A 25,072-nucleotide genomic window follows, 5' to 3' on the forward strand; every position below is an offset into this window, starting at 1 on the left:
GGCGCCCGGCCGGGCAACGGTTCAGCTCGGGTTGTCGCCGTGCGTGAGCGTCTCCCAGGCGACGAAGAGGTTGTTGCTCCCCGCCGGACGGTTCTGCTGCGTCAGCCGGTCGGTGTTGGTCATGGCGTGGCCGAGGCGGTTGCTCAGGGCGTTGTGGCCGACCTCCGTGATCGGCCCGAGCCCGAGGTGCAGCGAGCCGCCGCACAGCCAGCTCGGGGGCGCCTCGCCCAGCTGGTACTTGGCCTGGAAGCCGAGCGCGTGCCGCAGCCGCTCGCCGACGTCGGTGCCGTACAGGTCCTGGCCCTGGATGCGGCTGGTCTCGGCGACGTGCGAGATCGCGGAGATGCCGTATCCGGTGTGCGTGAGGTCGCGGCAGGTCTCCTGGGTGAGCCCGTTGACGAAGGTCGACTGCCCCTGCCAGTAGTTGATGATCTTCTGAGCGGTGTCGAGGTTCTGGCTCGGCACGGTCTTCGGCAGCGCGCCGTCGGAGGACAGGTACACGAACGCGGCCGTACGGGTCCTGAACTTCGCCATGGCCTTGTCGTACGACGCCTTGTCCTCCAGGAAGACGGAGATGCCGAGGGAGGCCTCCATCATCGACAGCTCCCAGTTGCCGTTGGAGTTCGAGCCGTTGATGATCTCCGGGAGGTACACGGTGCGCAGCATGGTCGCGAAGCGGCCCGAGTTCGCCCAGCCCCCGTCGTACGTGTACTTGATGATCTCGGCGGCCTTGGGCCACGACGAGCCCGCCCAGCCGGTCTGCAGCGGGGCGTTGCTGTTGGTGTGGTCCTGGATCGTGGCGGACCAGGCGTCCATCAGCTGGATCGCCTTCTGCGCGTAGCGCGCGTCCCGCGTGATGTACCAGGCGAGGGCCTGGGTGTACGCGGCGATCGCGTCCTCGCGCTCGTCGGTGCAGCCGTTGTTGGGGTTCGAGTACGAGCCGCACTCGACGACCGCGCGGGGTTTGGGTATGCGCGACAGCGAGGCGTACGGGCTCGCCATCATCTGGTCGTACGCGCCCTTCCAGGGCTGCGCGCCGGCGTTGACCTGCTGCCGGGCGAAGTCCAACTGGCCGCGGGAGACGGTGACTCCGGGGTGCGTGAAGGTGGCGGGCGCCGCCTCGGCGCGGTCGGCGGCGGGCCAGGCGAGGACTCCGGCCAGGAGGCCGGCAACGGTGGCGAGGAGTGCGAGGCGTGATCTGCGGCGGTGACGTGGAGGTACCGGGGTGTTCGGCATTGCGGGGGACATCCGTTCTCTTATGTGAACACGGAATGCCTTTATGAACACAGGCGTTGGCGGTGACCATAGGTACGGACCAATTTCACGTCAAGAGAAAAGGCAGAAGAAAAGAACCGACCGCGCCGCGTACTGCAGCGCTCAGTCCTTGACCGTGAAGCCGTACTCCCCGCCGAGCGCACCTTGCGGGTCCTGGTGGGTCATGCCGCCCGTCGCGGGCCTGCCGATCGGGGCCGCCTCGAAGAGGGCGGACTTGTCGATGTTGCCCGGGTCCCAGTGGTTGTTGCCCGGGATGTTCGCATGCCCGTAGTGACCGCCTTTGCTCATCCACACCGAGCGGGGGCGGTTGGTCGCGTCGGCGCCCGAGGTCGCGAGGCGGCCCGCCGGGAAGATGTCCGGGATCCGCCAGGAGCGGATCGCGGCCATCACCAGATCGAAGTTCGGCCCCGGCTTCCAGGTGGCCGTGAACGGCTTGGCCGCCCGCCCGAGTACCTCGATCTGGATGCAGACCTTCCCGACCCGGTTGGTCCTCGTCGAACCGTCGTTCCGCAGCGCACGGGCGCTGGAACCCAGCGGGCCGAACTGGCCCAGCCGGTCCGTGGTCGGGTCGTACAGCAGATGCGGCTCGGCGGACTTGCGGATCAGATCCGCCGCCACGGAACGGAACGCGTCGTCACCCGTGCCGCTCTCCGTGGTGTGCCAGACGACTCGGCCGGGGACCGACGGATGGTCCATCGCGCCTCCGATGCTGCCGTCGCCCAGCCGCTGCGCCTTCTCGATCCAGTTCGTACCCATTCCGGGTCCCCCGTGCTCCGTTGCCAAGATCGGTAAGTTGTCGGTGGTACACGCGAGTTGACGGTTCGGCGCCCGCTATGGACGGTTCAGCGCCCGCTCTGCCCTGGGTGACGCAGCGTAACCACCCGCAAGTTCCGGCCAGGGCGCTTCTTCACTCGTTCAGCGCAACGAATCAACCCCGCCTTGACGGCGGAAAACTGTAAGTGGCTAAGTACTCACATGCAGACCGAACGACGCCGCCACCTGTCCACCGCCGACGAACGCCGCGAGTCGGTCCTCCGCACCGCCATCGGGGCCTTCGCCTCGCGGGGGTACTTCGGCACGACGACCACGGAGGTGGCCAAGGCCGCCGGGATCTCCCAGGCGTACGTCTACCGGCTGTTCCCGAACAAGGAGTCCCTGTTCGCCGCGGTCGTCGAGCACTGCTTCGCCAAGGTGCGCGAGAGCCTGGAAGCGGGTGTGGCCCAGGCGGAGGGCAGCTCCCCGGAGGCGGTGCTCTCGTCGATGGGCGACGCCTACGCCTACTTGATCAGCGACAACGACCTCCTGCTCGTCCAGCTGCACGCCCAGGCGGCCGCGGTCTCCGTACCCGCGATCCGGGACACCGTACGAGCGGGGTACGCGCGCACCGTGGAGTACGTGCGCGGCGCCTCCGGGGGCGACGACCGGCAGGTCCAGGAGTTCTTCGCCGTCGGCATGCTCTGCCATCTCGTGGTGTCGCTGGGGGCGGAGGAAGTGGACGCCCCCTGGACGCGCACGCTCACGGCGGGCATCCGACACCACTGACGAGCCGGCCCCGGGCGGGACGAGGAACCAGGAACGAGTGATCGGCCACTCAAGCTCGCGCCGCGCGGGAACCAAGGACTGGCGCCGCGCAGGAACCGAAGCCTCGTGCCGCGCAGGAACGGCGTTGGGCCGCGCTCCCCGAGGGGAGTGCGGCCCAACGCCGTACTTCCGTGTACGCGGCTGCGGCTACCGGACCTCGGTGATCTCCGGTCCGCGCTGCAACTGCCCCATGCCGCCGGAGAAGCGGGAACCGGCCTGCTCCTCCTGCTGGACACCCTCGGCGACCATCTGCGCGTCGTCCGGCAGCTTCAGGACGATCGGGTCGCGCGGAGCCATCGGGCCCTCACCGCGGACCACCACGGTGTCCCGGAAGATCTGCTCCAGCAGACCGGCGGCCTGCGGCTGCACCGCGCCCTGCCCGGAGATCACTCCGCGCAGGAACCAGCGAGGACCGTCCACGCCGACGAACCGGACGACCTGGAAGCCACCCGTCCCGTCCGGCAGCTGCACCGGTACCTGGGCGCGCAGCTCCCAGCCCAGCGGGCCCTCGACCTCGTCGATGACACCGCCCTGCTGGGTGATGCCGGTGGCGATCTCCTCGCGCACCTCGCCCCAGATGCCCTCGCGCTTGGGAGCGGCGAAGGCCTGCAACTGGACGGCGCTGTCCTTCAGCACCACGGTCGCCGCGACGATGGCGTCACCCGCGACCTCCACCCGAAGCTCCATGCCGTCGACCCCGGGTACGAAGATGCCACCCAGGTCGACCCGGCCCTCGGCCGGATCACGGACCTCGGTGCTGTCCCAGGGACCGTCGGGGCGCGGCTCGGGCTCGAGCTTCACGCGCTCGCGCTCCGCACCGTCCGCCTCAGTGCCGACACTGTCGACGACCTGCTCGGCCTCGCCCGCCGCGTCCTCGGCGGCACTGCCCTTCTTGCGACGTCCGAACACGTCACTGTCCTTCCCGGTCGGATACGACCGATGCGTATCGATTCCCACCCGCTGTGCCGCCCACGGCGGCATGCCCGCCGGTGGACCCGAAGCCCCCCGCGGCCCGCGCCGAGTCGGGAAGCTCCGCCACCTCCTGGAAGCGCACCTTCTCGACCTGCTGGACGATCAGTTGGGCAATCCGGTCGAAGCGCTCGAACCGCACGGACTCGCGCGGGTCGAGATTCACCACGATCACCTTGATCTCCCCACGGTACCCGGCATCAACCGTCCCCGGGGCATTCACTAGGGCGACACCGCAGCGAGCGGCAAGCCCGGAACGGGGGTGCACGAAGGCCGCGTACCCCTCGGGCAGCGCGATGCACACACCCGTGGGCAGCACGGCCCTCTCACCTGGTTCCAGTACGTGGCTCTCCGTCGTCCGGAGGTCCGCGCCCGCGTCACCGGGGTGCGCGTATTCCGGAAGCGGTACGTCCGGATCGACGCGCTTGATCAGCACGCCCACGGGAGTCGGGGCCGGGGTCACGGGTTCACCTCGAAGGCACGGGCACGGCGGACCTGGTCGGGGTCATCCATAGCGGCACGGATCTCCTCCGGGCGGCCGTTGTCGATGAAGTGCTCGACCTTCACTTCGAGGAAGAGGGCGTCCGCGCGGACGGCGAGGGGTCCGTCCGGGCCGCCGATCCGTCCGGTGGCGGACGAGTAGATCTTGCGCCCCGCCACCGCCGTCACCTCGGCCTCCAGGTACAGCACGGTGCCGACGGGCACGGGCCGTACGAAGTCGGTCTCCAGCCGTCCGGTCACGGCGATGCTGCGCAGCAGCCAGTTCAGCGAGCCGAGGCTCTCGTCGAGGGCGCTCGCGAGCACTCCGCCGTGCGCGAGACCGGGAGCGCCCTGGTGGGCGGGCTTCACGGTGAACTCGGCGGTGATGCTCACCCCTTCGCCCGCGCGGGCCTCCAGGTGCAGTCCGTGCGGCTGCTCGCCGCCGCAGCCGAAACACTGGCCGTAGTGCGCGCCGAGCAGTTCGCCCGGGGCGGGCGCGTCGGGGTGCCGCACCGGCGCCACGGCGTCGGCCGGGGGCCGCAGAGCTGAAGATGTACCACTCACAGGCGCAGACCTTACCTCCGCGTCAGGGCCGCGCACGCACCGTGGCAGGCTAGGCCTTATGCAGCTTTCCGCCTCGCCGTACGAAGAACGTCTGACCGCTCCGCGTTCCTGGTGGTTCATCAGCCTGCTGGTGGGTCTCTCGATGGCCCTGATCCTGCTGCCGTTCGGCACGCTGCCCCTGCTGGGCGGCTTCGTCGGCGGCACGGCGGTCGCGGCCGTGATGGCGAGTTCGTACGGCTCCGTGCGGATCCGCGTGGTGGCCGGCTCCCTGATCGCGGGCGACGCGAAGATCCCGGTCTCGGCCCTCGGCGAGGCCCACGTCCTCGACCCCGAGGAGACCCGCGCCTGGCGCACGTTCAAGGCCGACACCCGCGCCTTCATGCTCCTGCGCTCCTACATCCCCACGGCGCTCCGCGTGGAGGTCACCGACCCGACGGACCCGACCCCGTACCTGTACCTGTCGACGCGCGAGCCGGAACGCCTGGCAGCGGCCCTCGAAGCGGCACGGACGACAACGCCATAGACGAGCCTGGACCCGGCTTCCGGCTTCCGGCTTCCGGCTTCCGGCTTCCGGCTTCCGGCTTCCGGCTTCCGGCTTCCGGCTTCCGGCTTCCGGGCGAGCCTTGGCCGTGCTCGCGCTCGCGTTCGTGTCCCGTACGGAAACTTTCCCTTCCGCGGGTCAGAACTTTGCCTGCCGCGGCCAGGAGGTCAGCGCCCCAGCTCCTTGGGGATCTCGCCGATGCGCAGGGGGTCGGTGGGCTTCTCCAGAGGCGGCAGCGACGGAAGCGCGTCCCACGGCACCTGGACCTTGCGGAGGTCCTTGCGGATGCGCTCCGCGAGCTTTCTCGTGTCACGGCGGTTCATGACCGCCCCGACCGCGGCGCCGACCATGAACGGCATCAGGTTCGGCAGGTTTCTGACCATGCGCTTCATGATCTGCTGGCGCAGCTCGCGCTTGAGCTGGCCCCCCAGGGCCGCGTTGATCGTCGACGGCTTGGTCACGTCGATTCCGCGCTCCTCCGACCACGAACTCAGATACGTGGTGCTGCGCTGCTTCAGACTGCCCGGCGGCCGCAGGCCATAGACCTCGTACAACTCGGCGATCAGCTTCATCTCGATCGCGGCGACGCCGGTGATCTCCGCGGCCAGCTCGGTGGGCATCGCCGGCGGTACGGGCATCATCGCGGCGGCGCCGATTCCCGCGCCGACCGTGGACGTCGCGTTGCACGCGCCCGCCACGAGCTTGTCCGCGAGCTGCTCGGGGCCGAGGCCCGGGAACTGCCTGCGGAGCGTCGCGAGGTCGCGTACGGGGATGCGCGGGGCGTTCTCGATGAGGCGGTCGGTGAGGTACGCCAGGCCCGCCCTGGCGCGGCTGCCGCCCTTGCGGACGCCTTCCTTGACCCCGTGGCCGACCGCGGCCGCCCTGCGTTTTGCGACAGACGCCTTCGGAACCGGCACCTCCAGGGCACCGGAGGCGCCTGTCGCGTCCACTGCTTCGAGCGAGGCCGGGTGGCCTCGCTCGTCGTCACGCATGCCGTCCGGAGACGGACCGGCCGCTCCCTGGTCACGAAAGCGGCGCTTCCAGGGCGGGGTCGAGCCTGTCACGGCCGACCCTGCCTCAGTCGCAGTCGCGGCAGATCGGCTGGCCGTTCTTCTCGCGGGCCAGCTGGCTGCGGTGGTGGACCAGGAAGCAGCTCATGCAGGTGAACTCGTCCTGCTGCTTCGGCAGGACCCGGACGGCCAACTCCTCGTTCGAGAGGTCCGCACCGGGCAGTTCCAGGCCTTCTGCGGCCTCGAACTCGTCCACATCGACCGCCGAAGTCGACTTGTCGTTCCGGCGAGCCTTCAGTTCTTCAAGGCTGTCCGAGTCGACGTCGTCGTCGGTCTTGCGTGGGGTGTCGTAATCCGTTGCCATGTCGCTCTCCCCCTCTGGGTATCTACGGTGTCTCCAGCGCACGTAACGCGTGAGAGGCCGGACTTGTGCCCGACCTGAGGCGGAGATTTTGCCTCACATCAAGGTCTGTTACTCAATCGACACCCAATCGGACCCCTCAAGAGTGATCGGCTTGGATGGCGAACGGGACCGTACACGGTCCGAATGCCGCACTTCAAAGGCGTCTCACCGTGTACTTCCCGTGATCTGGACCCCCGAAAACCCGGATTTTCCCGGCTTTACGACAGCCCTCTTGATCACGGAGAGTAGATGGCCGGAAATTCGCCCTTGTGATCGATCACACACGAGGCGACCCTCTGCAAGCCCAGAAAATTCCGCGCAAAGCGAACATCCTCGCGTGTCGGCGACATGGTCTCAGACAGGCAGGGTGACTCGCATCACCAGCCCACCTCCCTCGCGCGGTTCCGCGGCGATGTGACCGCCGTGTGCACGGGCCACCGACCTGGCGATCGACAGGCCCAGACCCACGCCCTTGTCACTGCCCGTCCGCTCCGTGCGCAGTCGCCGGAAAGGCTCGAAAAGATTGTCGATCTCGTACGCGGGGACCACGGGCCCCGTATTGGAGACCACGAGGACCGCCTGACCGTGCTGCACCTCTGTGGTCACCTCGACCCAGCCGTCCTCCGCCACGTTGTACCGCACGGCGTTCTGAACGAGGTTCAGGGCGATCCGCTCCAGGAGGACGCCGCTGCCCTGGACGACCGCGGCGGCCCGCTTCCCGCGGATCATGACGCCCTTCGCCTCGGCCTCACCGCGCACCTGGTCGATGGCCTGCGAGGCGACCTCGGCGAGATCGACCGGCTTGCGTTCGACGATCTGGTTGTCACTGCGGGCGAGCAGCAGCAGGCCCTCGACGAGCTGCTCGCTGCGCTCGTTCGTGGCGAGCAGCGTCTTGCCGAGCTGCTGGAGCTCCACGGGCGCACCCGGATCGGACAGGTGCACCTCCAGGAGCGTGCGGTTGATCGCGAGGGGCGTCCGCAGCTCGTGCGAGGCGTTCCCCACGAACCGCTGCTGGGCCGTGAAGGCCCGCTGCAGCCGCTCCAACATGTCGTCGAAGGTGTCCGCCAGCTCCTTGAACTCGTCGTCGGGACCGTCCAGTTCGATCCGCCGCGACAGGTCCGAGCCCGCCACCGCGCGCGCGGTGCGCGTGATCCGGCCGAGCGGGGACAGCACCCGGCCGGCCATCGCGTAGCCGAAGGCGAACGCGATGACGGCAAGGCCCAGCAGGGCGAGGAGCGAGCGGCTGAGGAGGCCGTCCAGGGCGTGCTGCTGCTGGATGGCGGTGCACTCCTTGAGGATCGCGTTCACCTCTTCGTTGCTCCTGGCGCCGCTCAGCTGGGGGCAGGTCTCGCTGTAGAGCTTGAGGTCGGTGCCAGTCACCTGGAAGGAGACGCCACTGCCCTGGCGGAGTGCCTGGGCCGCCAACAGGTAGATGATCGACAACAGCAGGATCCCGGCGATCAGGAACATCCCGCCGTACAGCAGCGTGAGCCGTATCCGGATGGTCGGACGCAGCCAGGGGAACGGCGGCTCCGGTTTCCTCGGGTCCCAGGTGGGCTTCGGGGGTGCCTTGGGAGGAGCGGGTGTCGTGGTCATCGAATATCAGATCCGGTAACCGGAACCGGGCACCGTGACGATGACCGCGGGCTCACCGAGCTTGCGGCGCAGGGTCATCACCGTGACGCGCACGACGTTGGTGAACGGGTCGGTGTTCTCGTCCCAGGCCTTCTCCAGGAGCTGTTCGGCGGAGACGACGGCGCCCTCGCTGCGCAGCAGCACCTCCAGGACGGCGAACTCCTTGGGCGCGAGCTGGACCTCCTTGCCGTCGCGGAAGACCTCGCGGCGGTTGGGGTCGAGCTTGATCCCGGCCCGCTCCAGCACCGGCGGCAGCGGCAGGCTCGTACGCCGGCCGAGGGCACGCACGCGTGCCGTCAGCTCGCTGAACGCGAAGGGCTTGGGGAGGTAGTCGTCGGCGCCGATCTCCAGGCCCTCCACCCGGTCGCTGACGTCTCCGGAGGCCGTGAGCATCAGCACGCGCGTGGGCAGGCCGAGCTCGACGATCTTGCGGCAGACGTCGTCGCCGTGCACGAGGGGGAGGTCGCGGTCGAGGACGACCACGTCATAGTCGTTGACGCCGATGCGCTCCAGGGCGGCCGCACCGTCATACACGACGTCGACGGCCATGGCCTCCCGGCGCAGTCCGGTGGCCACCGCATCGGCGAGCAGCTGCTCGTCCTCGACGACGAGTACGCGCACGTCGCTTGTCCTTCCTCTGTCCACCCGCGTAGCGCCTTCTCGGCGCACACGGGCAGGGTCTGTCGCGGGTTGAGTCTCCATCCTGCCCTTTTCGGCCATAAGTCGGCTGTAAGGCGGAGGCGGGGGCCGGGAATGCGAGATTTTCTCGCGCGGTTGAGGTTTCCGTGGAAGGGAGCGGGGGGAGGACGGCTTTACACCCCGCGATCACGCTCTGCTTGTGCCGCACCACCATGCGGTATGCCATGGTCCGCTTCCGCAGGGCGGGCGTGGGTGTCCGGCGCCGTCGCCGCCCAGCAGGGGCAGCGCTGGGCATCCTGGAGACGTGATCGCCCCTTCCGAACGGCACACCCCCGTGCCACCGACCCACGACCCAGGACGAGGGGGCGCAGCATGGACGCATTCACCGCAGGACTTCTGCAGCGCATAAGGGCGACCGAGTCCGACCTGACGATGGCTCGCGAGACCGGCGACGACTTCCTCGCGGAGGTCGAGCAGGCAGAGCTCGACGACCTGCACCGCCTCGCCGCCGAGCACGGTGTACAGCTCGGCGCGACACGCGTCTGATCAGCTCGCACGAGAGCGGGCCCCGGCATCGATCCAGTGCCGGGGCCCCTCTTTTTGGGGCTCGGTTCGCCTCCGGGGCGCTACAGCCTGTGTCGAGAGGGTGACCGTGCTCGACCCTCCTTCGTCGGGCCTCCGCGCGCTCACCCTCTCGACACAGGCGCGCCCCTTCGGCTCACTCGCCGCTGATGTGTACGCGGTTCACCTGTCGCCGTTGTTGTACTCGGTGTCAGCCGGGCATGGGCGATCACGCAGCGTCAGTCGTGCCAGGCGCCCAGCTCTTCCAGGCGGGCCTGGAGGGGCTCGAAGAGGCCGGGTGGGGCCGCGACGGTCAGGTCGGTCGAAAGGGGCTCTCCGGGGCGTCCACCGGTCAGCGCGCCCGCCTCGCGGGCGATCAGGTCACCGGCGGCGTAGTCCCAGGCGTTCAGCCCGCGCTCGTAGTACGCGTCCAGGCGGCCCGTCGCCACGTCGCACAGGTCGATCGCCGCCGAGCCGGCCCGTCGGATGTCCCGGACCTCGGGGATCAGGTGTGCGACCACCTCGGCCTGCCGGGCCCGCCGTTCGGCGCGGTAGCCGAAGCCGGTGCCGACGAGGGCCATCCCGAACGCGGGGGCGGGCCGCACGCGCGCGGGGCGGTCGTTCACGTACGCGCCCTCCCCCAGGACGGCTCGGTAGGTCTCCGCGCGCATCGGGGCCTGCACCACGCCGACGATGGTCTCGCCGTCCTTGCGGGCCGCGATGGAGACCGACCAGTTGGGCAGCCCGTACAGGTAGTTGACCGTCCCGTCGATCGGGTCGATCACCCACTGGACGCCGCTGCTGCCCTCGACACTGGCGCCCTCCTCGCCGAGCACGCCGTCGTCCGGCCGGCGGTCGGCCAGCAGACCGGTGATCAGCTTCTCGGACGCGATGTCCATCTCGGTGACGACGTCGACTGCGCTGGACTTGGTGGCGGCGACGCCGAGGTCGTCGGGGCGGGTGTCGCGCAGGAAGGCGCCCGCGCGGTGGGCCGCGTCGAGCGCGATCTCCAGCAGCTCGGCCTTCAGCTCGTCGTTGACTGTGGTGGTCACGTCGCTCCTCACGCGTACGGGCTGTCGGCGCCCGCGGCCGCGGGCTTGGGGGTGCGGGCCGGGCAGCAGCCCACGGGGCACAGCTGGTGGCTCGGGCCCAGGGCGCCGAGGGCGCAGGGCGTCACGTCCCGGCCGCTCTCGGCGTCGGCCCGCTCCAGGACGAGCTCGCGGATCGCGGCGGCGAACCGCGGGTCGGCACCCACGGTGGCCGAGCGGCGCACCGGCAGACCCAGCTCCTCGGCCTTCGCTGTGGCCTCCGTGTCGAGGTCGTAGAGGACCTCCATGTGGTCCGAGACGAACCCGATGGGCGCCATCACGACGGCCGGGACATCGGCGCCGTGCAGCTCTTCCAGGTGGTCGCAGATGTCCGGCTCCAGCCACGGGATGTGCGGGGCGCCAGAACGCGACTGGTAGACGAGCCGCCAGGGGTGGTCGATCCCGGTCCGCTCGCGCACGGCGTCGGCGACGAGCTGCGCGACGTCCAGGTGCTGCTTCACGTACGCCCCGCCGTCGCCGTGGCCCTCGGCCGGGCCCGACGTGTCCGCAGAGGCGTTCGGGATCGAGTGCGTCGTGAAGGCGATGTGCGCGCCCGCCCGGACCTCCTCGGGGAGCTCCGCGAGCGACGTCAGGAGGCCCTCGATCATGGGCTCCAGGAAGCCGGGGTGGTTGAAGTAGTGCCGCAGCTTGTCGATCCGCGGCGCCTGCAGACCCTCGCCCTCCAGGGTGGCCAGGGCCCCCGCGAGGTCCTCGCGGTACTGCCGGCAGCCCGAGTACGAGGCGTACGCGCTCGTGGCGAGGACCAGGACGCGGCGGTGGCCGTCGGTGACCATCTCGCGCAGGGTGTCGGTCAGATACGGGCCCCAGTTCCGATTGCCCCAGTACACGGGCAGGTCCAGGCCGTGGTCCGCGAAGTCCTTGCGGAGGGCGTCCAGGAGGGCGCGGTTCTGGTCGTTGATGGGGCTGACCCCGCCGAACAGGAAGTAGTGCTGCCCGACTTCCTTCAGGCGTTCCTTGGGGATACCCCGTCCACGCGTCACGTTCTCCAGGAACGGGACCACGTCGTCGGGGCCTTCGGGACCGCCGAACGAGAGCAGGAGCAGGGCGTCGTAAGGGGTGGCATCGAGCGCGTCTCGCATATCTCGATCCTGCCACCCGGCTCTGACAGCCGGACAACGGCGGGGTGCCGGACAACGGGCGGACGGGGTGCCGGGCGAAGTCCGCATATGCGTTAGGGTCGCCTGACTCGTCAGCTGTCTCAGTCGCAATCACCCCTTACCGGATCGTCACCGGAGATCCTCGTGCCCAGCCCCTACCGTGCCCTGTTCGCCGCCCCCGGCTCCAAGGGCTTCACCACCGCGGGCCTCCTCGGCCGGATGCCGCTGTCGATGATGGGCATCGGCGTGGTCACGATGATCTCGCAGCTCACCGGGCGGTACGGGCTCGCGGGCGCGCTCTCGGCGACCATCGCGCTGTCCGCCGCGGTGCTCGGCCCGCAGATATCCCGCCTGGTGGACCGGCACGGGCAGCGGCGCGTACTGCGGCCCGCCACACTGTGCGCGCTCGCCGCGTCCGCCGGGTTGCTGCTGGCCGCACACTTCGACTGGCCGGACTGGGTGCTGTTCCTCTGCTCGGCCGGCATCGGCTGCGTACCGAGCGTCGGCGCGATGACCAGGGCACGCTGGTCGCTCCTCTACCGGGACAGGCCCGAACTGCACACCGCGTACGCCTTCGAGTCCGTCGTCGACGAGATCTGCTTCATCTTCGGGCCGATCATCTCCATCGGTCTGTCCACCGTGTGGTTCCCGGAGGCCGGGCCGCTGCTCGCGGCCTGCTTCCTGGCGGTCGGCGTCTTCTGGCTGACCTCCCAGCGCGCCACCGAGCCCCCGCCGCATCCGCGCGAGCAGCACACGGGCGGCTCGGCCCTGCGCTCCGCCGGGCTGCAGGTCCTGGTGGGCACCTTCGTGGCGACGGGGGCGATCTTCGGGGCGGTCGATGTGGTCACCGTGGCCTTCGCCGACGAGCGAGGTCACAAGGGGGCCGCGAGCGTCGTCCTGGCCGTGTACGCGGCGGGCTCCTGTGTGGCGGGGGCCGTGTTCGGACTGCTGCGCCTCGGCGGAGCGCCCGCCCGCAAGTGGGTGCTGGGCGTATGCACCATGGCCGTGAGTATGATCCCCCTCCTACTGGTCGGAAACTTGCCGTTCCTGGCCGTGGCGCTGTTCGTTGCGGGCCTGTCCATCGCGCCGACGATGATCACGACGATGGCCCTCGTCGAACTGCACGTACCACGCGCGAAACTGACCGAGGGCATGACGTGGGTGAGCACCGGGCTCGCGGTCGGGGTCGCGCTCGGCTCCTCCCTGTCCGGCTGGGTGATCGACACAGCCGGGGCGCGGGCCGGGTACGGGGTTCCGGTCGCCGCCGGTGCCGTCGCGGTCGCGGTCGGTTTCCTCGGGTACCGCCGGCTCAGCAGACCGGCGCCGGGTCGGGGAGGCACCCTTGTTGAGCACCATAACGAGCGCGAAGAACGGCACGTGGCGTAACTGGGGCGGAACGGTCACGGCCCGCCCCGCGCGGGAGGTCACGCCGGCCTCGGTCGAGGAACTGACCGCGGCCATACGCGAGGCCGCCGAGGAAGGGCTGACGGTGAAGGCCGTCGGCAGCGGACACTCCTTCACGTCGATCGCCGCCACCAACGGCGTGTTGATCCGCCCTCAACTGTTGACCGGCATCCGCAACATTGATCGCGACGCCATGACGGTCACGGTCGAGGCCGGCACCCCGCTCAAGAGACTCAACATGGCCCTCGCGCGCGAGGGCATGTCGCTCACCAACATGGGCGACATCATGGAGCAGACGGTCTCCGGCGCCACCAGCACCGGCACCCACGGCAGCGGCCGAGAGTCGGCCTCGATCGCCGCCCAGATCAGGGGACTTGAACTGGTCACGGCGGACGGTTCGGTGCTGACCTGCTCCGAGAAGGAGAATCCGGACGTCTTCGCGGCGGCCCGCATCGGCCTCGGCGCCCTGGGCATCGTCACCGCGATCACCTTTGCAGTGGAGCCCGTCTTCCTGCTCACGGCCCGCGAGGAGCCGATGCCCTTCGACGAGGTCACCGGCCGCTTCGACGAACTCTGGGCCGAGAACGAGCACTTCGAGTTCTACTGGTTCCCGCACACGGCGTCCACCAACACCAAGCGCAACAACCGCAGCGCGGGCCCGGAGCAGCCCGTGAAGCCGCTGGCGGGCTGGTTCGACGACGAGTTCGTGGCCAACGGCCTCTGGCAGGTGGCCAACATGGTCGGCCGTGCGGTGCCCGCGACCGTTCCGACCATCGCCCAGATATCCACCCGGGCCTGGTCCTCGCGGAGGTACACGGACATCCCTTACAAGGTCTTCACCTCGCCCCGCCGGGTGCGGTTCGTGGAGATGGAGTACGCCGTCCCGCGCGCCGCTCTGGTGGACACGCTGCGGGAACTCAAGGCGATGGTCGACCGATCGAGGTTCAGGATCAGCTACCCGGTCGAGGTCCGCACCGCCCCGGCGGACGACATCACCCTGTCCACCGCCTCCGGTCGGGACAGTGCCTACATCGCCGTGCACATGTTCCGGGGCACGCCCTACCAGGCGTACTTCACCGAGGCCGAGCGCATCTTCACCGCGCACGAGGGCCGGCCGCACTGGGGCAAGGTGCACACGCGCGACGCGGAGTACTTCGCCGGCGTCTACCCGCACTTCGGCGAATTCACCGAGCTGCGGGACCGACTCGACCCGCAACGGCTGTTCGCGAACGACTACTTGCGCCGGGTGCTGGGCGAGTAAGCACGAAACGACCAGTTCCGTTTGCGGTGAACTCGTGAAGCACGCCACGCCTCATGGTCACCGGGACGTCGCCATCGGTGGCCAACTCCCGCCCCCGGACACAAGTTCGGTGGCGTGCCGATCCACGCAAGTGGCCCGAATGGAGTACTGTTGCGAGCCCTGGGTCCGGACACTCGCCAGGGCGTCCGGGGCCTTCCAGGACCGCCGGGAGGGGGCTCGTTGCACAGGGTGATGGAGTTCGTCACTTAGCGTTGCGAATAGGTAACCGTGCCATAACGGCGATCCCGGGCCACCGCCCGACACGCCGGGCAACTCGGCAAGGTTGTGGCAGGCTGCACCCGGGCAGGCCACACTCGACTAGCGGAAGCAGCGACGCACGTGACGTCGGCAGGCACCACCCGGGAGGTCCCCATGCCCGAACTGCGTGTCGTGGCCGTCTCTAACGACGGCACACGGCTGGTGCTGAAGGCTGCGGACAGCACGGAGTACACGCTTCCGATCGATGAGCGTCTGCGCGCCGCCGTACGCGGCGACCGTCCCCGCCTCGGCCAGATCGAGATCGAGGTGGAGAGCCATCTCCGCCCCCGAGACATCCAGGCGCGTATACGTGCGGGAGCGTCCGCCGAAGAGGTCGCCCAGCTCGCGGGTATCCCCGTCGACCGGGTACGCCGCTTCGAGGGGCCCGTACTCGCCGAGCGCGCCTTCATGGCGGAGCGAGCCCGGAAGACCCCTGTCCGCCGCCCAGGCGAAACCACCGGTCCCCAGCTCGGCGAGGCGGTGCAGGAGCGGCTCCTGCTGCGCGGCGCCGACAAGGAGACCGTCCAATGGGACTCCTGGCGCCGTGACGACGGCACCTGGGAAGTCCTGCTGGTCTACTTGGTGGCGGGCGAACCGCACTCGGCGAGCTGGACGTACGACCCGCCCCGGCGGCTCGTCCAGGCCGTGGACGACGAGGCGCGCTCGCTGATCGGCGAGTCCGACGACCTCGCCGCGGCCGAGCCCAGCTTCCCGTTCGTGCCACGCATCGCCCGGCTGCCGCGCGACCGTCCGATGGACCGCGCCCTGGACCGGCAGACGGAACGGCCGAGCCTGCCCCCGCCGATGCCCGAGCTGGAGTCGGAGGAGACCGCCGGCGAGCGGGACTCTCTCACCAGCCTCCTGGAGGCCGTGCCCAGCTTCCGCGGCGACATGGTGGTGCCCGAGCGTCCCTCGACCGCTCCCGCCGCCTCGACCACCTCCACCACGGAGCGTCCCGAGGCGGAGGAACCACTCGACCCGGAGCCCGAGGCGGAGGAGCCCCCGGCTCCCGCGGCCTCGGCGGGTTCCGCCTACGCGGACGTCCTCATGCCGCGTTCGGTGAGCAGTCACCGCGACCGGCTCGTCGGCGCCACCGACCGGCAGGCGGAGGCGGACGGCGTCCGTCCGGGACGTAGAGCGGCCGTACCGAGCTGGGACGAGATCGTCTTCGGGACCCGCAGGAAGAAGCAGGACTAGGAATGCCGGAAAGGGCTCGCACCACCTCGGTGCGAGCCCTTTCCGCTGCCGTGCGCCGTTCCCGACGGACCCGTACCGCGTCCGTATCCGCCACCGCTTCCGCTTCCGCTTCCGCCGAGCCGATGGCGATGGCGATGGCGATGGCCTCCATGGGGCTACTGCGGGTCCGGGCCCGTCGCCACCGGGCGGCCGTCGTCCTGGGACCACTCCGACCAGGAGCCCACGTACAGCGCGGCCGGGATGCCCGCGACCGCCAGCGCGAGGACCTCGTGCGCGCCGGAGACGCCCGAGCCGCAGTAGACGCCGACCTCGGAAGTGCCGGTCGCGCCCAGCGACTTGAAGCGGTCGGCGAGGTCCGCGGCGGGGTGGAAGCGGCCGGATTCCGCCACGTTCTCCGTGGTGGGCGCGGAGACCGCTCCGGGAATGTGCCCACCGACGCGGTCGATCGGCTCGACGTCGCCCCGGTAGCGCTCGGCGGCCCGGGCGTCGAGGAGCAGACCGGTGCGGGCCAGCGCCGCCGCACCGTCGGCGTCGAGGAGGGGCAGCGCGCCGGGGGCGGGTACGAAGGTGCCGGCGGCCGGAGTCGGGCTGCCGGACTCGACCGGGCCACCCCAGGCCGCGAGGCCGCCGTCAAGCACACGCACCGACGGATGACCCGTCCAGCGCAGCAGCCACCAAGCTCGCGCGGCGGCCCAGCCGAGCCCTCCGTCGTACACGATCACATCACGGTCCTCGGACACCCCGGCCGCCCGCACAGCCGCTCCGAAGGCCTCCATGTCGGGCAGCGGATGGCGGCCCGCCGATCCGGCCGGAGCGGCGAGTTCCGAGTCCAGGTCCACGTAGACGGCCCCCGGAATGTGCGCCTCCTCGTAGGCGGAGCGCAGGTTCGGACCGCCGAGCTGCCAGCGGATGTCCAGGACGACCGGCGGGTTCGGGCCCGCCAGGTCGCTCGCGAGTTCGGGTGCGGAGATGATGGCGTTCATGGCCACCATCCTTGCGCACGGGGTGGCCGCATCGTCCAGGTCCGGCTACTCTGCTCGGCCGGACCGACCACGCGGTGTGCGGGCTCGGCCACGCGCTGTATGCCTGATGGACACCGGCAGGCAATGGCACGGAAACGGATGGGAACCAGCAATTCGGGCATCCTGCCGCAATAGGCCACTCGGCCGAGGCGCGCCGTGCCCCTGGTGGTGCGAACATCGGCACCGGGCGCGGAAAGCGCGCGGCGGCGGAACGCGCGGTTCGGAAGCGGAAGTGAAGCGGCCCCACGAGGCGCCGAGGAGAGGTTGACGATGACCGAGGCACGGGGGTCGGCCGGCCTGAACGGCACTGCGTACGCGCCCGGCACACCCTGCTGGGTGAGCCTGATGGTGCACGGGATGGCCGCGACCCAGGAGTTCTACGAGGAGCTGTTCGGCTGGGAGTTCCAGCCGGGCCCGCAGCACCTCGGCTCGTACGTGCGGGCGCAGCTCGACGGCCAGGAAGTGGCGGGCATCGGTCAGCTCCCGCCCGACCGCCAACTGCCCATCGCCTGGACGCCCTACTTCGCCTCGGACGACGTCGACCTGACGGCGGAAACGGTCCGGCACTGCGGCGGCACCGTCGGCGTCGGCCCGCTCGACGCCGAGGACGCCGGCCGACTGGCGATCGCCTCGGACCCGGCGGGCGCCGTCTTCGGCGTCTGGCAGGCCGCGGCCCATCTCGGTACGGGCATCACCGGCGTCCCCGGCACCCCCACCTGGAACGAGCTCATGACCCGCGACTCCGCCGGTGTCGCCAAGTTCTACGAGACGGTCTTCGGCTTCGAGGAGGAGCCCGTCGTCTCCGCCGACTTCGACTACATCACCCTCCACATCGAGGGGCGCCCGGTGGCCGGCATCCACGGCGTCGGCAACGCCCTGCCGCGTGACCGGGGACCCCACTGGATGACGTACTTCGAGGTCGCCGACGTGGACGTCTCCCTCGTCCGCCTCCTCGACCTGGGCGGCCACGTCCTCAAACCGGCCAGGGACACCCCGCACGGCCGTATCGCCAGGGTGGCGGACCCGGAGGGTGCGGTGTTCTCGGTGGTGCGGACGAGCGATGGGAGCGGCGTCGGCGCTCTTTGAGATTTGAGAGCGGGGCAGTCCCCTGATGCCTTGAGGGGGGTGCGCAGTCCCTCAGGTCCGGGACACCGCGTCCACCGGCAGCACGTCCGGGGACAGCACGCCCGCGCAGGCGGTGGCCGCGGTCATCCGCTTGCGGTGGTGTCTGCGGCACAGGACCTCGTAGCCGATGTCCTCCGACTGGTCGACGTCCCCGACGACGACCTGGGCGCCCTCGACGACCATGTGGCCGCCTATGGTGCGGGCGTTGTGGGTGGCGCGGGCGCCGCACCAGCAGAGCGCCTCGACCTGGAGGACCTCGACCCGGTCGGCGAGTTCGACAAGGCGCTGGGAGCCGGGGAAGAGCTTGGAGCGGAAGTCCGTCGTGATGCCGAAGGCGAAGACGTCGATGCCCAGGTCGTCGACCACGCGGGCGAGTTGGTCGATCTGCTCGGGGGCGAGGAACTGCGCCTCGTCCGCGATGACGTAGTCCGCGCGGCCGCCCCGCGAGAGGTGGTCCACCAGGTACGCGTACACGTCCTGGTCGTCCTCGACCTCCACCGCGTCCGTGACCAGGCCGAGGCGGGAGGACAGCTTGCCCTCGCCCGCACGGTCGTCACGGGTGAAGATCATGCCCTGCAGGCCCCGGGCCGAGCGGTTGTGCTCGATCTGGAGAGCCAGTGTCGACTTCCCGCAGTCCATGGTTCCGGAGAAGAACACCAGCTCGGGCATGGGAAGTTGAGCACCTTTCGGCATGAAGGATTCACTGGAGGGGACGGGGAGGGTCAGGAACGTATTTCCAGAAGCGGGATGTGCTGCTCCACCGATGTCATCGAGCCGTGGTTGCCGACCATCGCCGACTCCTTCGGCTCCCGCTCGGACGCGATGATCAGTACGTCGTCGCGGGCGGCCGCGACCACGTCGCCGATGCGCGCGTACACCCGCTCGTCGATCTGCGGGCCGAACCAGCCCGCCGCGATCGCCTCGTCCCGCGACGCCACCCAGAACTGCTCGCCGAGCACCTCGCGCCAGCAGGTCAGGACGTCCGACTCGGCGCCCGGGACCGCGTAGACGTGCCGGGCGCGGCCCTCGCCCCCGAGCAGGGCGACTCCGGCGCGCAGCTCCCAGTCCTCGTCGAAGTCGATGCGGTGCTGCTCGTCGAAGGGGATGTCGATCATGCCGTGGTCCGCGGTGACGTACAGGGCCGTGCGCGGGGGAAGTTGCTCGGCCAGCCGCTGGACCAGCCGGTCCACGTACATGAGTTGTCCGCGCCAGGGGTCCGAGTCGACGCCGAAGCGGTGGCCCTTGCCGTCGACCTCCGCGTAGTACGTGTAGACCAGCGAGCGGTCACCGGCGGCCAGTTGCTCGGCCGCGAGGTCCATACGGTCCTCGCCGGTCAGCCGCCCGTGGAACGTGCCGCCGCTGAGGGCGACCTTGGTCAGCGGGGTGTTCTGGAAGTGTGGTGACGACACCTGGGCCGTGTGCACACCCGCCGCGTCGGCCAACTGGAACACGGTGGGGTACGGCTGCCAGGTGCGCGGCTGCGTCCACGGCTGCCAGCGGAGCTGGTTCATCAGCTCGCCGGTCTCCGGGTTGCGCGCGGTGTAGCCGGGCAGGCCGTGCGCGCCCGGCGGCAGTCCCGTACCGACCGAGGCCAGGGAGGTCGCGGTGGTGGCGGGGTAGCCCGCTGTGATCGGGCGGCCGGTGCCGCCGCGCGAGCTGCCCAGGAGAGAGCTCATGAACGGGGCCTCGTCCGGGTGCGTCTTGAGCTGCTCCCAGCCGAGGCCGTCGATCAGGAAGACGCAGTTCCGGTCGGCCGGGCTCAGTTCCGTGAGCGAGGCGGTGACGTCCGGGACGTCCATGCCCGCGGCCAGAGTGGGCAGCAGGTCGGCGAGCGAACCGGCCCCGTACTCGGGTACGGGAGCGGAGTCGAGGGAGAGCGGTTCCGGGAGGTCCCAGACTTGCTGGGACATCAGCGGGTGACGTCCGCGGTCGCCTCGGAGAGCGACTGCGCGAAGGCGAGCGTCTGCCGCACGGCGTCCGGGCCGTCCCCGGCCTCGCTGACGCGCAGGCTCAGGTCGTCCGCCGTCGAACTGCCCGTGTACCCGTGGTCCGCCTCGCAGTTGGGGTCGCCGCAGGCGGCGGGCTCCAGGTCGATACGGGCGACCGCGCCCCAGCCGATGGTGAGAACGACCTCGCGGGGCAGCGTCCCCGGAACGTACTTCTCCGGATTGGCGACGACCCGGCTGAGCACGACCGACGAGATTCGGCCAAGCTTCACGGACTCGGTCGACGTGGTCGCGTAGGGAGTCGGGGACGTGCTGTCCGCCGCCTGCTCGTCGGTGTGGCTCACGATGAATCGGTTTCCCGTGAGGACCAGCACCGTCACATGCCGACGCACCTCGTTGGCGTCGAAGGTCGTCTCCTGATGGACCAGATACGACCGGATGGGCTCGCCGCCCACAGCGGCCTCCACCGCCTCGGCCACGAGGGCCGGGTAGTAGCCGCTGCGCTCGATCGCCGCTCGCAGCCCCTGGGTCGTCGTACTGGTCTTGGCCATAGCGTCCATCCTACGGGGGCGCACTGACTGCGAGGCACCGCTCAGTACACAGGAAGCCTGCGCGGACCGAAGTCGTCGCGGGCGGGCGGCGGTGCGAGCCGCACGGAGGCGCCGAGCGCGCTCAGCCCGCGCGGGGCGACGACGACGGGCTCCAGGGACACGGAGACGACCTCCGGGTGGTCGTCCACAAGGCGTGACAGGCGCAGCAGCAGTTCCTCCAGGGCCGCCGTGTCCGCCGGTGCCGAGCCCCGCCAGCCGAAGAGGAGCGGCGCGGTCCGGATCGACCGGACCAGCGAGGCCGCGTCCCGGTCGGTGACCGGAATCAGTCGGTGCGCGGTGTCCCCGAGCAGCTCGGACGGGGCCCCCGCGAGCCCGAAGGAGAGCACCGCTCCGGCCGCCGGGTCGATGACCGCCCGTACGACCGTGTCGACCCCGCGCGGTGCCATCGCCTGCACCACCGGGCGCAGTTCCTCGGGCTTCCCGAAGAGGCTGGTCAACTCGGTGTACGCCCTGCGCAGTTGCTCCTCGTCCGCCAGATCCAGCCGTACGCCGCCCAGGTCGGCGCGGTGGCGCAGGTGCGGGGCGGTGGTCTTGAGGGCCACGGGGTAGCCGAGGCGCTGCGCCGCGGCGACGGCCTCGTCGGGCGTGGGCGCGGGCAGGGCGCGGCGTACGTCGATGCCGTACCGCCCGAGGAGGGTGCGGGTGTCGTCGGGGCCGAGGGTGAGGCCGCCCATGGCCCCGTTCCCCAGCAGGGCGTCGATCTGCTCGGCCGCTCCCTTCTCGTCGATGTCCTCGTACTCGGGCACGCGTCCGGGGTCGGCGGCCTCGCGGCGCCACTGGCCGTACCGCACGGCTTCGGCGAGGGCGCGGACGGCTCGCTCGGTGGCGGGGTAGGCGGGGATGAGACGGGAGTCGGCCTCGGGCTCGGGTGCTTCCGCCGCTGTCGGCGGGCGGTCCGCCGGGCGGATGGGGTGGGTGCTGCCCGAGAAGGCGGGGGCGGGACGAGCGGCCCGGGGCGCGGTGCCGGCCGCCGCGGACAGCGCCTGAGCGATCCCGCCCAGCTCGACGTGGACCACGAGGACCGGCTTGGCCGGAGCCGCGGCGGAGGCCGAGCGCAGCGCCTCCGCCAGGGCCGCTTCGGCCGCCGGCGTCTCCCCCACCGCCGGAATCACGGTGACCACGACGGCGTCACAGGCGTCGTCGGCCAGCGCGTGCGCCAGCGCGGCGCGGAAGTCCCCGGCCGAGGCGGCCGTGGTCAGGTCCACCAGGGGCAACGGCCGCAGCCCCTCGGAGAGGCACGCGTCGTACGTCAGCAGCCCGAGCGACTCGGAGTTCCCGAGGATCGCCACCCGGGGCCCGGCAGGCAGCGGCTGGCGGGCGAGCAGCAGTCCCGCGTCGACCAGCTCCGTGATCGTGTCCACCCGGATGACCCCGGCCTGCCGGAGCAGCGCCGACACCGTCGTGTGCGGCAGGCGGGTGGCCCGTACGGCATGTCCCTGGGGCGCGGCCCCGCCGTGCCGTGCGCCCTGGACGACGACCAGGGGCTTGGCCGCCGCCGTGCGCCGCGCGAGGCGGGTGAACTTCCTCGGGTTCCCGATGGATTCGAGGTACATGAGGGCGACATCGGTGTCGGGGTCGTCGTACCAGTACTGAAGGACGTCGTTGCCGGACACATCCGCGCGGTTGCCCGAAGAGACGAACGTCGAAACGCCGGTCACGCCCGTGACCCCGCCGCCGCGCCGCTCCAGCCGGGAGAGCAGGGCGATACCGATGGCACCGGACTGGGCGAACAGGCCGATCCGACCGGCGCGCGGCATCTCGGGGGCGAGCGAGGCGTTGAGCCGCACCTCCGGGGAGGTATTGATGACTCCGAAGGCGTTCGGTCCGATGATGCGCATCCCGTACGTGCGCGCCTGGCGCACGAGCTCGCGCTGGCGCTCCCTGCCCTCGGGGCCGCTCTCTGCGTATCCCGCGGCGACCACGACGAGCCCCTGCACCTGGTGTTCGCCGCACTCGGCCACGACTTCGGGGACGCGGTCGGCCTGGACCGCGACGACGGCGAGGTCGACGGGCTCGGGGATGTCGCGGACGGAGCGGTACGCCGGAACTCCGTCGAGCTCCTTCTCCTGAAGTGCCCCGTTCACCGCGTACAGGCGCCCGGTGAATCCCGCGTCGCGGAGGTTCTCCAGGACGCTGCGGCCCACTCCCCCGGGTGCGCGGCCCGCGCCGATGACGGCGACCGAACGGGGAGCGAGGAGCCGGGCCACTGAGCGCGCCTCCGCCCGCTGCTCCCGCGCGCGCTGCACGGCGAGCGAGCGGTCGGTGGGTTCGAGGTCGAACTCCAGGCGTACGACGCCGTCTTCGAAGTGGCGCTTCTGCTGGTACCCGGCGTCCGTGAACACCTTGATCATCTTGGTGTTCGCGGGCAGCACCTCGGCGGCGAAGCGGCGGATGTCGCGCTCGCGGGCGACGGCCGCGATGTGCTCCAGCAGGGCCGACGCCACGCCCCGGCCCTGGTGGGCGTCCTGCACGAGGAAGGCGACCTCGGCCTCGTCCGCGGGGGACGACGAGGGGAGACCGTCGGCGTTGATGCGGTCGTAGCGTACGGTGGCGATGAACTCGCCGCCCACCGTGGCCGCGAGTCCCACCCGGTCCACAAAGTCGTGGTGGGTGAAGCGATGGACGTCCTTGGCGGACAGGCGCGGGTACGGCGCGAAGAAGCGGTAGTACTTCGACTCGTCGGACACCTGCTCGTAGAAGCTGACCAGGCGGTCGGCGTCGTCGGCCGTGATGGGCCGGATGCGCGCGGTCCCACCGTCGCGCAGCACGACATCGGCCTCCCAGTGAGCTGGGTACTCGTGCCGGTCCGGCGAGGTCTGCATGGGCCCCAGAGTACGGCTCGGGTCCGACAACGGCGGGTCCTCGTCCCGGGGGTTCAGGTCCCGACGACGACGGGCTCGCGTCCGGCAAGGGCGCGAGGCAGTCTTGGGGGCTGAAGCCGCCTCGGGCCCCGGTCCCGCACCCGCTCGGGGCGCGCTTCGCACCATATGGAACAATGGTCTAGACAACCGTGAGACATCTGAAGGGCAGCATCACATGGCTGAGCGCCGCGTCAACGTCGGCTGGGCCGAGGGCCTTCACGCCCGTCCCGCCTCCATCTTCGTCCGGGCCGCCACGGCCTCCGGCGTCCCCGTGACGATCGCCAAGGCCGACGGCAACCCCGTCAACGCCGCCTCCATGCTCGCGGTTCTCGGCCTGGGCGCGCAGGGCGGCGAGGAGATCGTCCTCGCCTCCGACGCCGAGGGGGCGGACACCGCGCTCGACCGCCTGGCGAAGCTGGTCGCCGAGGGTCTTGAGGAGCTCCCCGAGACCGTCTGAGTGTGGCCCTCCGCGCCCGAGCCGGCGGCACTTTCGCGGACCTGGTGACCAAGCGGGGTTCCACAATTGACGTGACGGTGTTCTTCGTTTCAAGACCCGTCCCACTCACACAACGAAGGGCCCGCCTCACAAATGAGGCGGGCCCTTTGCTATTCCTGATTATGGGCAGCGGAAATAATCTCCCGCGAATTACATCTCTTTGTATACGGCGCCACTGTTAATGCCGCAGGCCTGCCGTGTTTACAGGATGTTGCGAAGTCCTCACACGCTCCACGCGGTCACCGCCGCCGGGAAAGCGCAGCCGATGAGCGGCCGTCGCCCGCTCGGTGTGCAGCGCCGTGATCGACCTGGCCCGGTCGCTGTCGCCGCGCGCGACGGCGTCCACGATGGCGCCGTGCTCGCCCCAGGACTCGGCGGGGTGGGCCGGCGCCTCGACCGAGTACATCCAGGCGATCTTGTGCCGCAGCTGGGCGAGCGTGGAGGTCAGCGCGGGGCTTCCGGAGGCCTGGGCGAGCGTCTCGTGGAACCAGGCACCGAGCGAGCGCAGATCCTCGCTGTTGCCTCTCCTGGCCCTCTCCTGCCCCAGCCTGACCAGGCCGCGCAGCACCTTGAGGTGCGCCTCGGTGCGGCGCTGGGCGGCGCGCGCGGCACCCAGCGGCTCCAGCAGCATGCGCATCTCCAGGAGGTCGGAGGCCTCCTGTTCGGTGGGCTCCGCGACGCACGCGCCCGCGTGCCGACGCGTGACGACGAAGCCTTCCGCCTCCAGGGTGCGCAGCGCCTCACGCACGGGGACCCGCGAGACGCCGTACCGGCGCGCGAGCAGTTCTTCGGTGAGCCGGCCGCCGCGCTCGTAGACACCCGCGACGATGTCGTCACGGATCGCCGTGCATACCGAGTGCGCGGGAATACGCATGACCGGACCTCCGCCTTAACCCCCGCGAAACGCGGTCGATTGACGCCTGTTCGGTGACTCTATTGCAGAGAACGGGAAATTCCGATGGGAGGCCGGAATCCATGGATATTTTTT

At 70.5% G+C, this 25,072-nt stretch carries 25 protein-coding genes; 8 read left to right on the plus strand and 17 right to left on the minus strand.

Annotated elements, in window-relative coordinates; all coding sequences use genetic code 11:
- Window positions 1-21: 21 nt before the first annotated feature.
- Together OHA11_RS10985 and OHA11_RS10990 are read right to left on the minus strand one after the other, a co-directional pair.
- Window positions 22-1,236, minus strand: coding sequence for an alginate lyase family protein (locus OHA11_RS10985; RefSeq protein ID WP_266494682.1), 1,215 nt, complete (start codon window positions 1,234-1,236; stop codon window positions 22-24).
- 141 nt (window positions 1,237-1,377) lie between these two features.
- Window positions 1,378-2,031: a hypothetical protein gene (locus tag OHA11_RS10990; RefSeq protein WP_266494685.1), complete on the minus strand. Its 654-nt coding sequence runs from the start codon at window positions 2,029-2,031 to the stop codon at window positions 1,378-1,380.
- Window positions 2,032-2,250: 219 nt separating this feature from the next.
- On the opposite strand from OHA11_RS10990, the gene OHA11_RS10995 reads away from it, so the two are divergent.
- On the plus strand, window positions 2,251-2,817 hold the full coding sequence (locus tag OHA11_RS10995; RefSeq protein ID WP_266494687.1) for a TetR/AcrR family transcriptional regulator: 567 nt from the start codon (window positions 2,251-2,253) through the stop codon (window positions 2,815-2,817).
- A 186-nt stretch (window positions 2,818-3,003) separates the two neighbouring features.
- On the opposite strand, the gene OHA11_RS11000 is transcribed toward OHA11_RS10995, so the two are convergent.
- From OHA11_RS11000 to OHA11_RS11010, 3 genes are read right to left on the minus strand one after another with little or no spacing between them, the layout of a single operon-like run.
- Window positions 3,004-3,765 (minus strand): DUF3710 domain-containing protein, encoded by a 762-nt coding sequence (locus tag OHA11_RS11000; RefSeq protein ID WP_266494690.1) that lies wholly within the window; start codon window positions 3,763-3,765, stop codon window positions 3,004-3,006.
- Window position 3,766: 1 nt separating this feature from the next.
- Window positions 3,767-4,288 carry a dUTP diphosphatase gene (gene dut / locus OHA11_RS11005; protein WP_266494691.1) on the minus strand — a complete coding sequence of 174 codons (522 nt, stop codon included), beginning with the start codon at window positions 4,286-4,288 and terminating at the stop codon, window positions 3,767-3,769.
- Window positions 4,285-4,869 carry a PaaI family thioesterase gene (locus OHA11_RS11010; RefSeq protein WP_266494697.1) on the minus strand — a complete coding sequence of 195 codons (585 nt, stop codon included), beginning with the start codon at window positions 4,867-4,869 and terminating at the stop codon, window positions 4,285-4,287. Before OHA11_RS11010 ends, dut begins: the two co-directional genes overlap by 4 nt.
- A 58-nt stretch (window positions 4,870-4,927) precedes the next feature.
- Here OHA11_RS11010 and OHA11_RS11015 point away from each other — a divergent pair, with 58 nt between their 5' ends.
- Window positions 4,928-5,392, plus strand: a complete 465-nt coding sequence (locus tag OHA11_RS11015) for a DUF3093 domain-containing protein (RefSeq protein ID WP_266494698.1) — start codon at window positions 4,928-4,930, stop codon at window positions 5,390-5,392.
- A gap of 185 nt (window positions 5,393-5,577) precedes the next feature.
- Here the strand turns inward: OHA11_RS11015 and OHA11_RS11020 are convergent, their stop codons facing one another.
- The 4 genes from OHA11_RS11020 to OHA11_RS11035 form a co-directional block, all read right to left on the minus strand.
- Complete coding sequence (locus tag OHA11_RS11020) at window positions 5,578-6,474, minus strand: hypothetical protein (RefSeq protein WP_266494700.1); 897 nt, start codon at window positions 6,472-6,474, stop codon at window positions 5,578-5,580.
- A 13-nt stretch (window positions 6,475-6,487) separates the two neighbouring features.
- Window positions 6,488-6,784 carry a DUF4193 domain-containing protein gene (locus OHA11_RS11025; protein WP_005481602.1) on the minus strand — a complete coding sequence of 99 codons (297 nt, stop codon included), beginning with the start codon at window positions 6,782-6,784 and terminating at the stop codon, window positions 6,488-6,490.
- Window positions 6,785-7,177: 393 nt separating this feature from the next.
- A complete protein-coding gene (locus OHA11_RS11030; protein WP_266494702.1) occupies window positions 7,178-8,419 on the minus strand; it encodes a HAMP domain-containing sensor histidine kinase in 1,242 nt (413 codons plus the stop codon).
- 6 nt (window positions 8,420-8,425) lie between these two features.
- A complete protein-coding gene (locus OHA11_RS11035; RefSeq protein ID WP_266494705.1) occupies window positions 8,426-9,079 on the minus strand; it encodes a response regulator transcription factor in 654 nt (217 codons plus the stop codon).
- Between the two features lie 390 nt (window positions 9,080-9,469).
- On the opposite strand from OHA11_RS11035, the gene OHA11_RS11040 reads away from it, so the two are divergent.
- Window positions 9,470-9,643 (plus strand): hypothetical protein, encoded by a 174-nt coding sequence (locus tag OHA11_RS11040; RefSeq protein WP_266494708.1) that lies wholly within the window; start codon window positions 9,470-9,472, stop codon window positions 9,641-9,643.
- A gap of 254 nt (window positions 9,644-9,897) precedes the next feature.
- Here OHA11_RS11040 and OHA11_RS11045 read toward each other — a convergent pair whose 3' ends face one another.
- Together OHA11_RS11045 and OHA11_RS11050 are read right to left on the minus strand one after the other, a co-directional pair.
- Window positions 9,898-10,710, minus strand: coding sequence for an inositol monophosphatase family protein (locus OHA11_RS11045; RefSeq protein ID WP_266494711.1), 813 nt, complete (start codon window positions 10,708-10,710; stop codon window positions 9,898-9,900).
- An 8-nt stretch (window positions 10,711-10,718) separates the two neighbouring features.
- Window positions 10,719-11,846, minus strand: a complete 1,128-nt coding sequence (locus tag OHA11_RS11050; protein ID WP_266494714.1) for a ferrochelatase — start codon at window positions 11,844-11,846, stop codon at window positions 10,719-10,721.
- A gap of 162 nt (window positions 11,847-12,008) precedes the next feature.
- On the opposite strand from OHA11_RS11050, the gene OHA11_RS11055 reads away from it, so the two are divergent.
- The 3 genes from OHA11_RS11055 (at window position 12,009) to sepH (ending at window position 16,023) form a co-directional block, all read left to right on the plus strand.
- Entirely contained in the window at window positions 12,009-13,250 is a 1,242-nt protein-coding gene (locus OHA11_RS11055) for an MFS transporter (protein ID WP_266494716.1), read from the plus strand.
- On the plus strand, window positions 13,210-14,529 hold the full coding sequence (locus tag OHA11_RS11060) for a D-arabinono-1,4-lactone oxidase (protein WP_266494718.1): 1,320 nt from the start codon (window positions 13,210-13,212) through the stop codon (window positions 14,527-14,529). Before OHA11_RS11055 ends, OHA11_RS11060 begins: the two co-directional genes overlap by 41 nt.
- Window positions 14,530-14,940: 411 nt before the next feature.
- Window positions 14,941-16,023: a septation protein SepH gene (sepH, locus tag OHA11_RS11065; protein WP_266494721.1), complete on the plus strand. Its 1,083-nt coding sequence runs from the start codon at window positions 14,941-14,943 to the stop codon at window positions 16,021-16,023.
- A gap of 155 nt (window positions 16,024-16,178) precedes the next feature.
- On the opposite strand, the gene OHA11_RS11070 is transcribed toward sepH, so the two are convergent.
- Window positions 16,179-17,006 carry a sulfurtransferase gene (locus OHA11_RS11070; RefSeq protein WP_266494725.1) on the minus strand — a complete coding sequence of 276 codons (828 nt, stop codon included), beginning with the start codon at window positions 17,004-17,006 and terminating at the stop codon, window positions 16,179-16,181.
- A gap of 309 nt (window positions 17,007-17,315) precedes the next feature.
- Between OHA11_RS11070 and OHA11_RS11075 the strand changes: the two genes are divergently transcribed.
- Entirely contained in the window at window positions 17,316-18,131 is an 816-nt protein-coding gene (locus OHA11_RS11075; RefSeq protein ID WP_266494728.1) for a VOC family protein, read from the plus strand.
- 51 nt (window positions 18,132-18,182) lie between these two features.
- Here OHA11_RS11075 and OHA11_RS11080 read toward each other — a convergent pair whose 3' ends face one another.
- From OHA11_RS11080 to OHA11_RS11095, 4 genes are read right to left on the minus strand one after another with little or no spacing between them, the layout of a single operon-like run.
- Window positions 18,183-18,839 (minus strand): thymidine kinase, encoded by a 657-nt coding sequence (locus tag OHA11_RS11080; protein WP_266494730.1) that lies wholly within the window; start codon window positions 18,837-18,839, stop codon window positions 18,183-18,185.
- 53 nt (window positions 18,840-18,892) lie between these two features.
- Window positions 18,893-20,080 carry an alkaline phosphatase family protein gene (locus OHA11_RS11085; RefSeq protein ID WP_266494732.1) on the minus strand — a complete coding sequence of 396 codons (1,188 nt, stop codon included), beginning with the start codon at window positions 20,078-20,080 and terminating at the stop codon, window positions 18,893-18,895.
- Window positions 20,080-20,667, minus strand: coding sequence for a DUF5998 family protein (locus tag OHA11_RS11090; protein ID WP_143638176.1), 588 nt, complete (start codon window positions 20,665-20,667; stop codon window positions 20,080-20,082). Before OHA11_RS11090 ends, OHA11_RS11085 begins: the two co-directional genes overlap by 1 nt.
- Window positions 20,668-20,708: 41 nt before the next feature.
- Window positions 20,709-23,549 (minus strand): bifunctional GNAT family N-acetyltransferase/acetate--CoA ligase family protein, encoded by a 2,841-nt coding sequence (locus OHA11_RS11095; protein ID WP_266494737.1) that lies wholly within the window; start codon window positions 23,547-23,549, stop codon window positions 20,709-20,711.
- A gap of 214 nt (window positions 23,550-23,763) precedes the next feature.
- On the opposite strand from OHA11_RS11095, the gene OHA11_RS11100 reads away from it, so the two are divergent.
- Entirely contained in the window at window positions 23,764-24,045 is a 282-nt protein-coding gene (locus OHA11_RS11100) for an HPr family phosphocarrier protein (RefSeq protein ID WP_266494739.1), read from the plus strand.
- Window positions 24,046-24,262: 217 nt separating this feature from the next.
- On the opposite strand, the gene OHA11_RS11105 is transcribed toward OHA11_RS11100, so the two are convergent.
- Window positions 24,263-24,958, minus strand: a complete 696-nt coding sequence (locus tag OHA11_RS11105; protein WP_266494742.1) for a GntR family transcriptional regulator — start codon at window positions 24,956-24,958, stop codon at window positions 24,263-24,265.
- Between the last annotated feature and the right edge of the window lie 114 nt (window positions 24,959-25,072).

Source organism: Streptomyces sp. NBC_00878 (genome assembly GCF_026341515.1).
GTDB lineage: Bacteria > Actinomycetota > Actinomycetes > Streptomycetales > Streptomycetaceae > Streptomyces.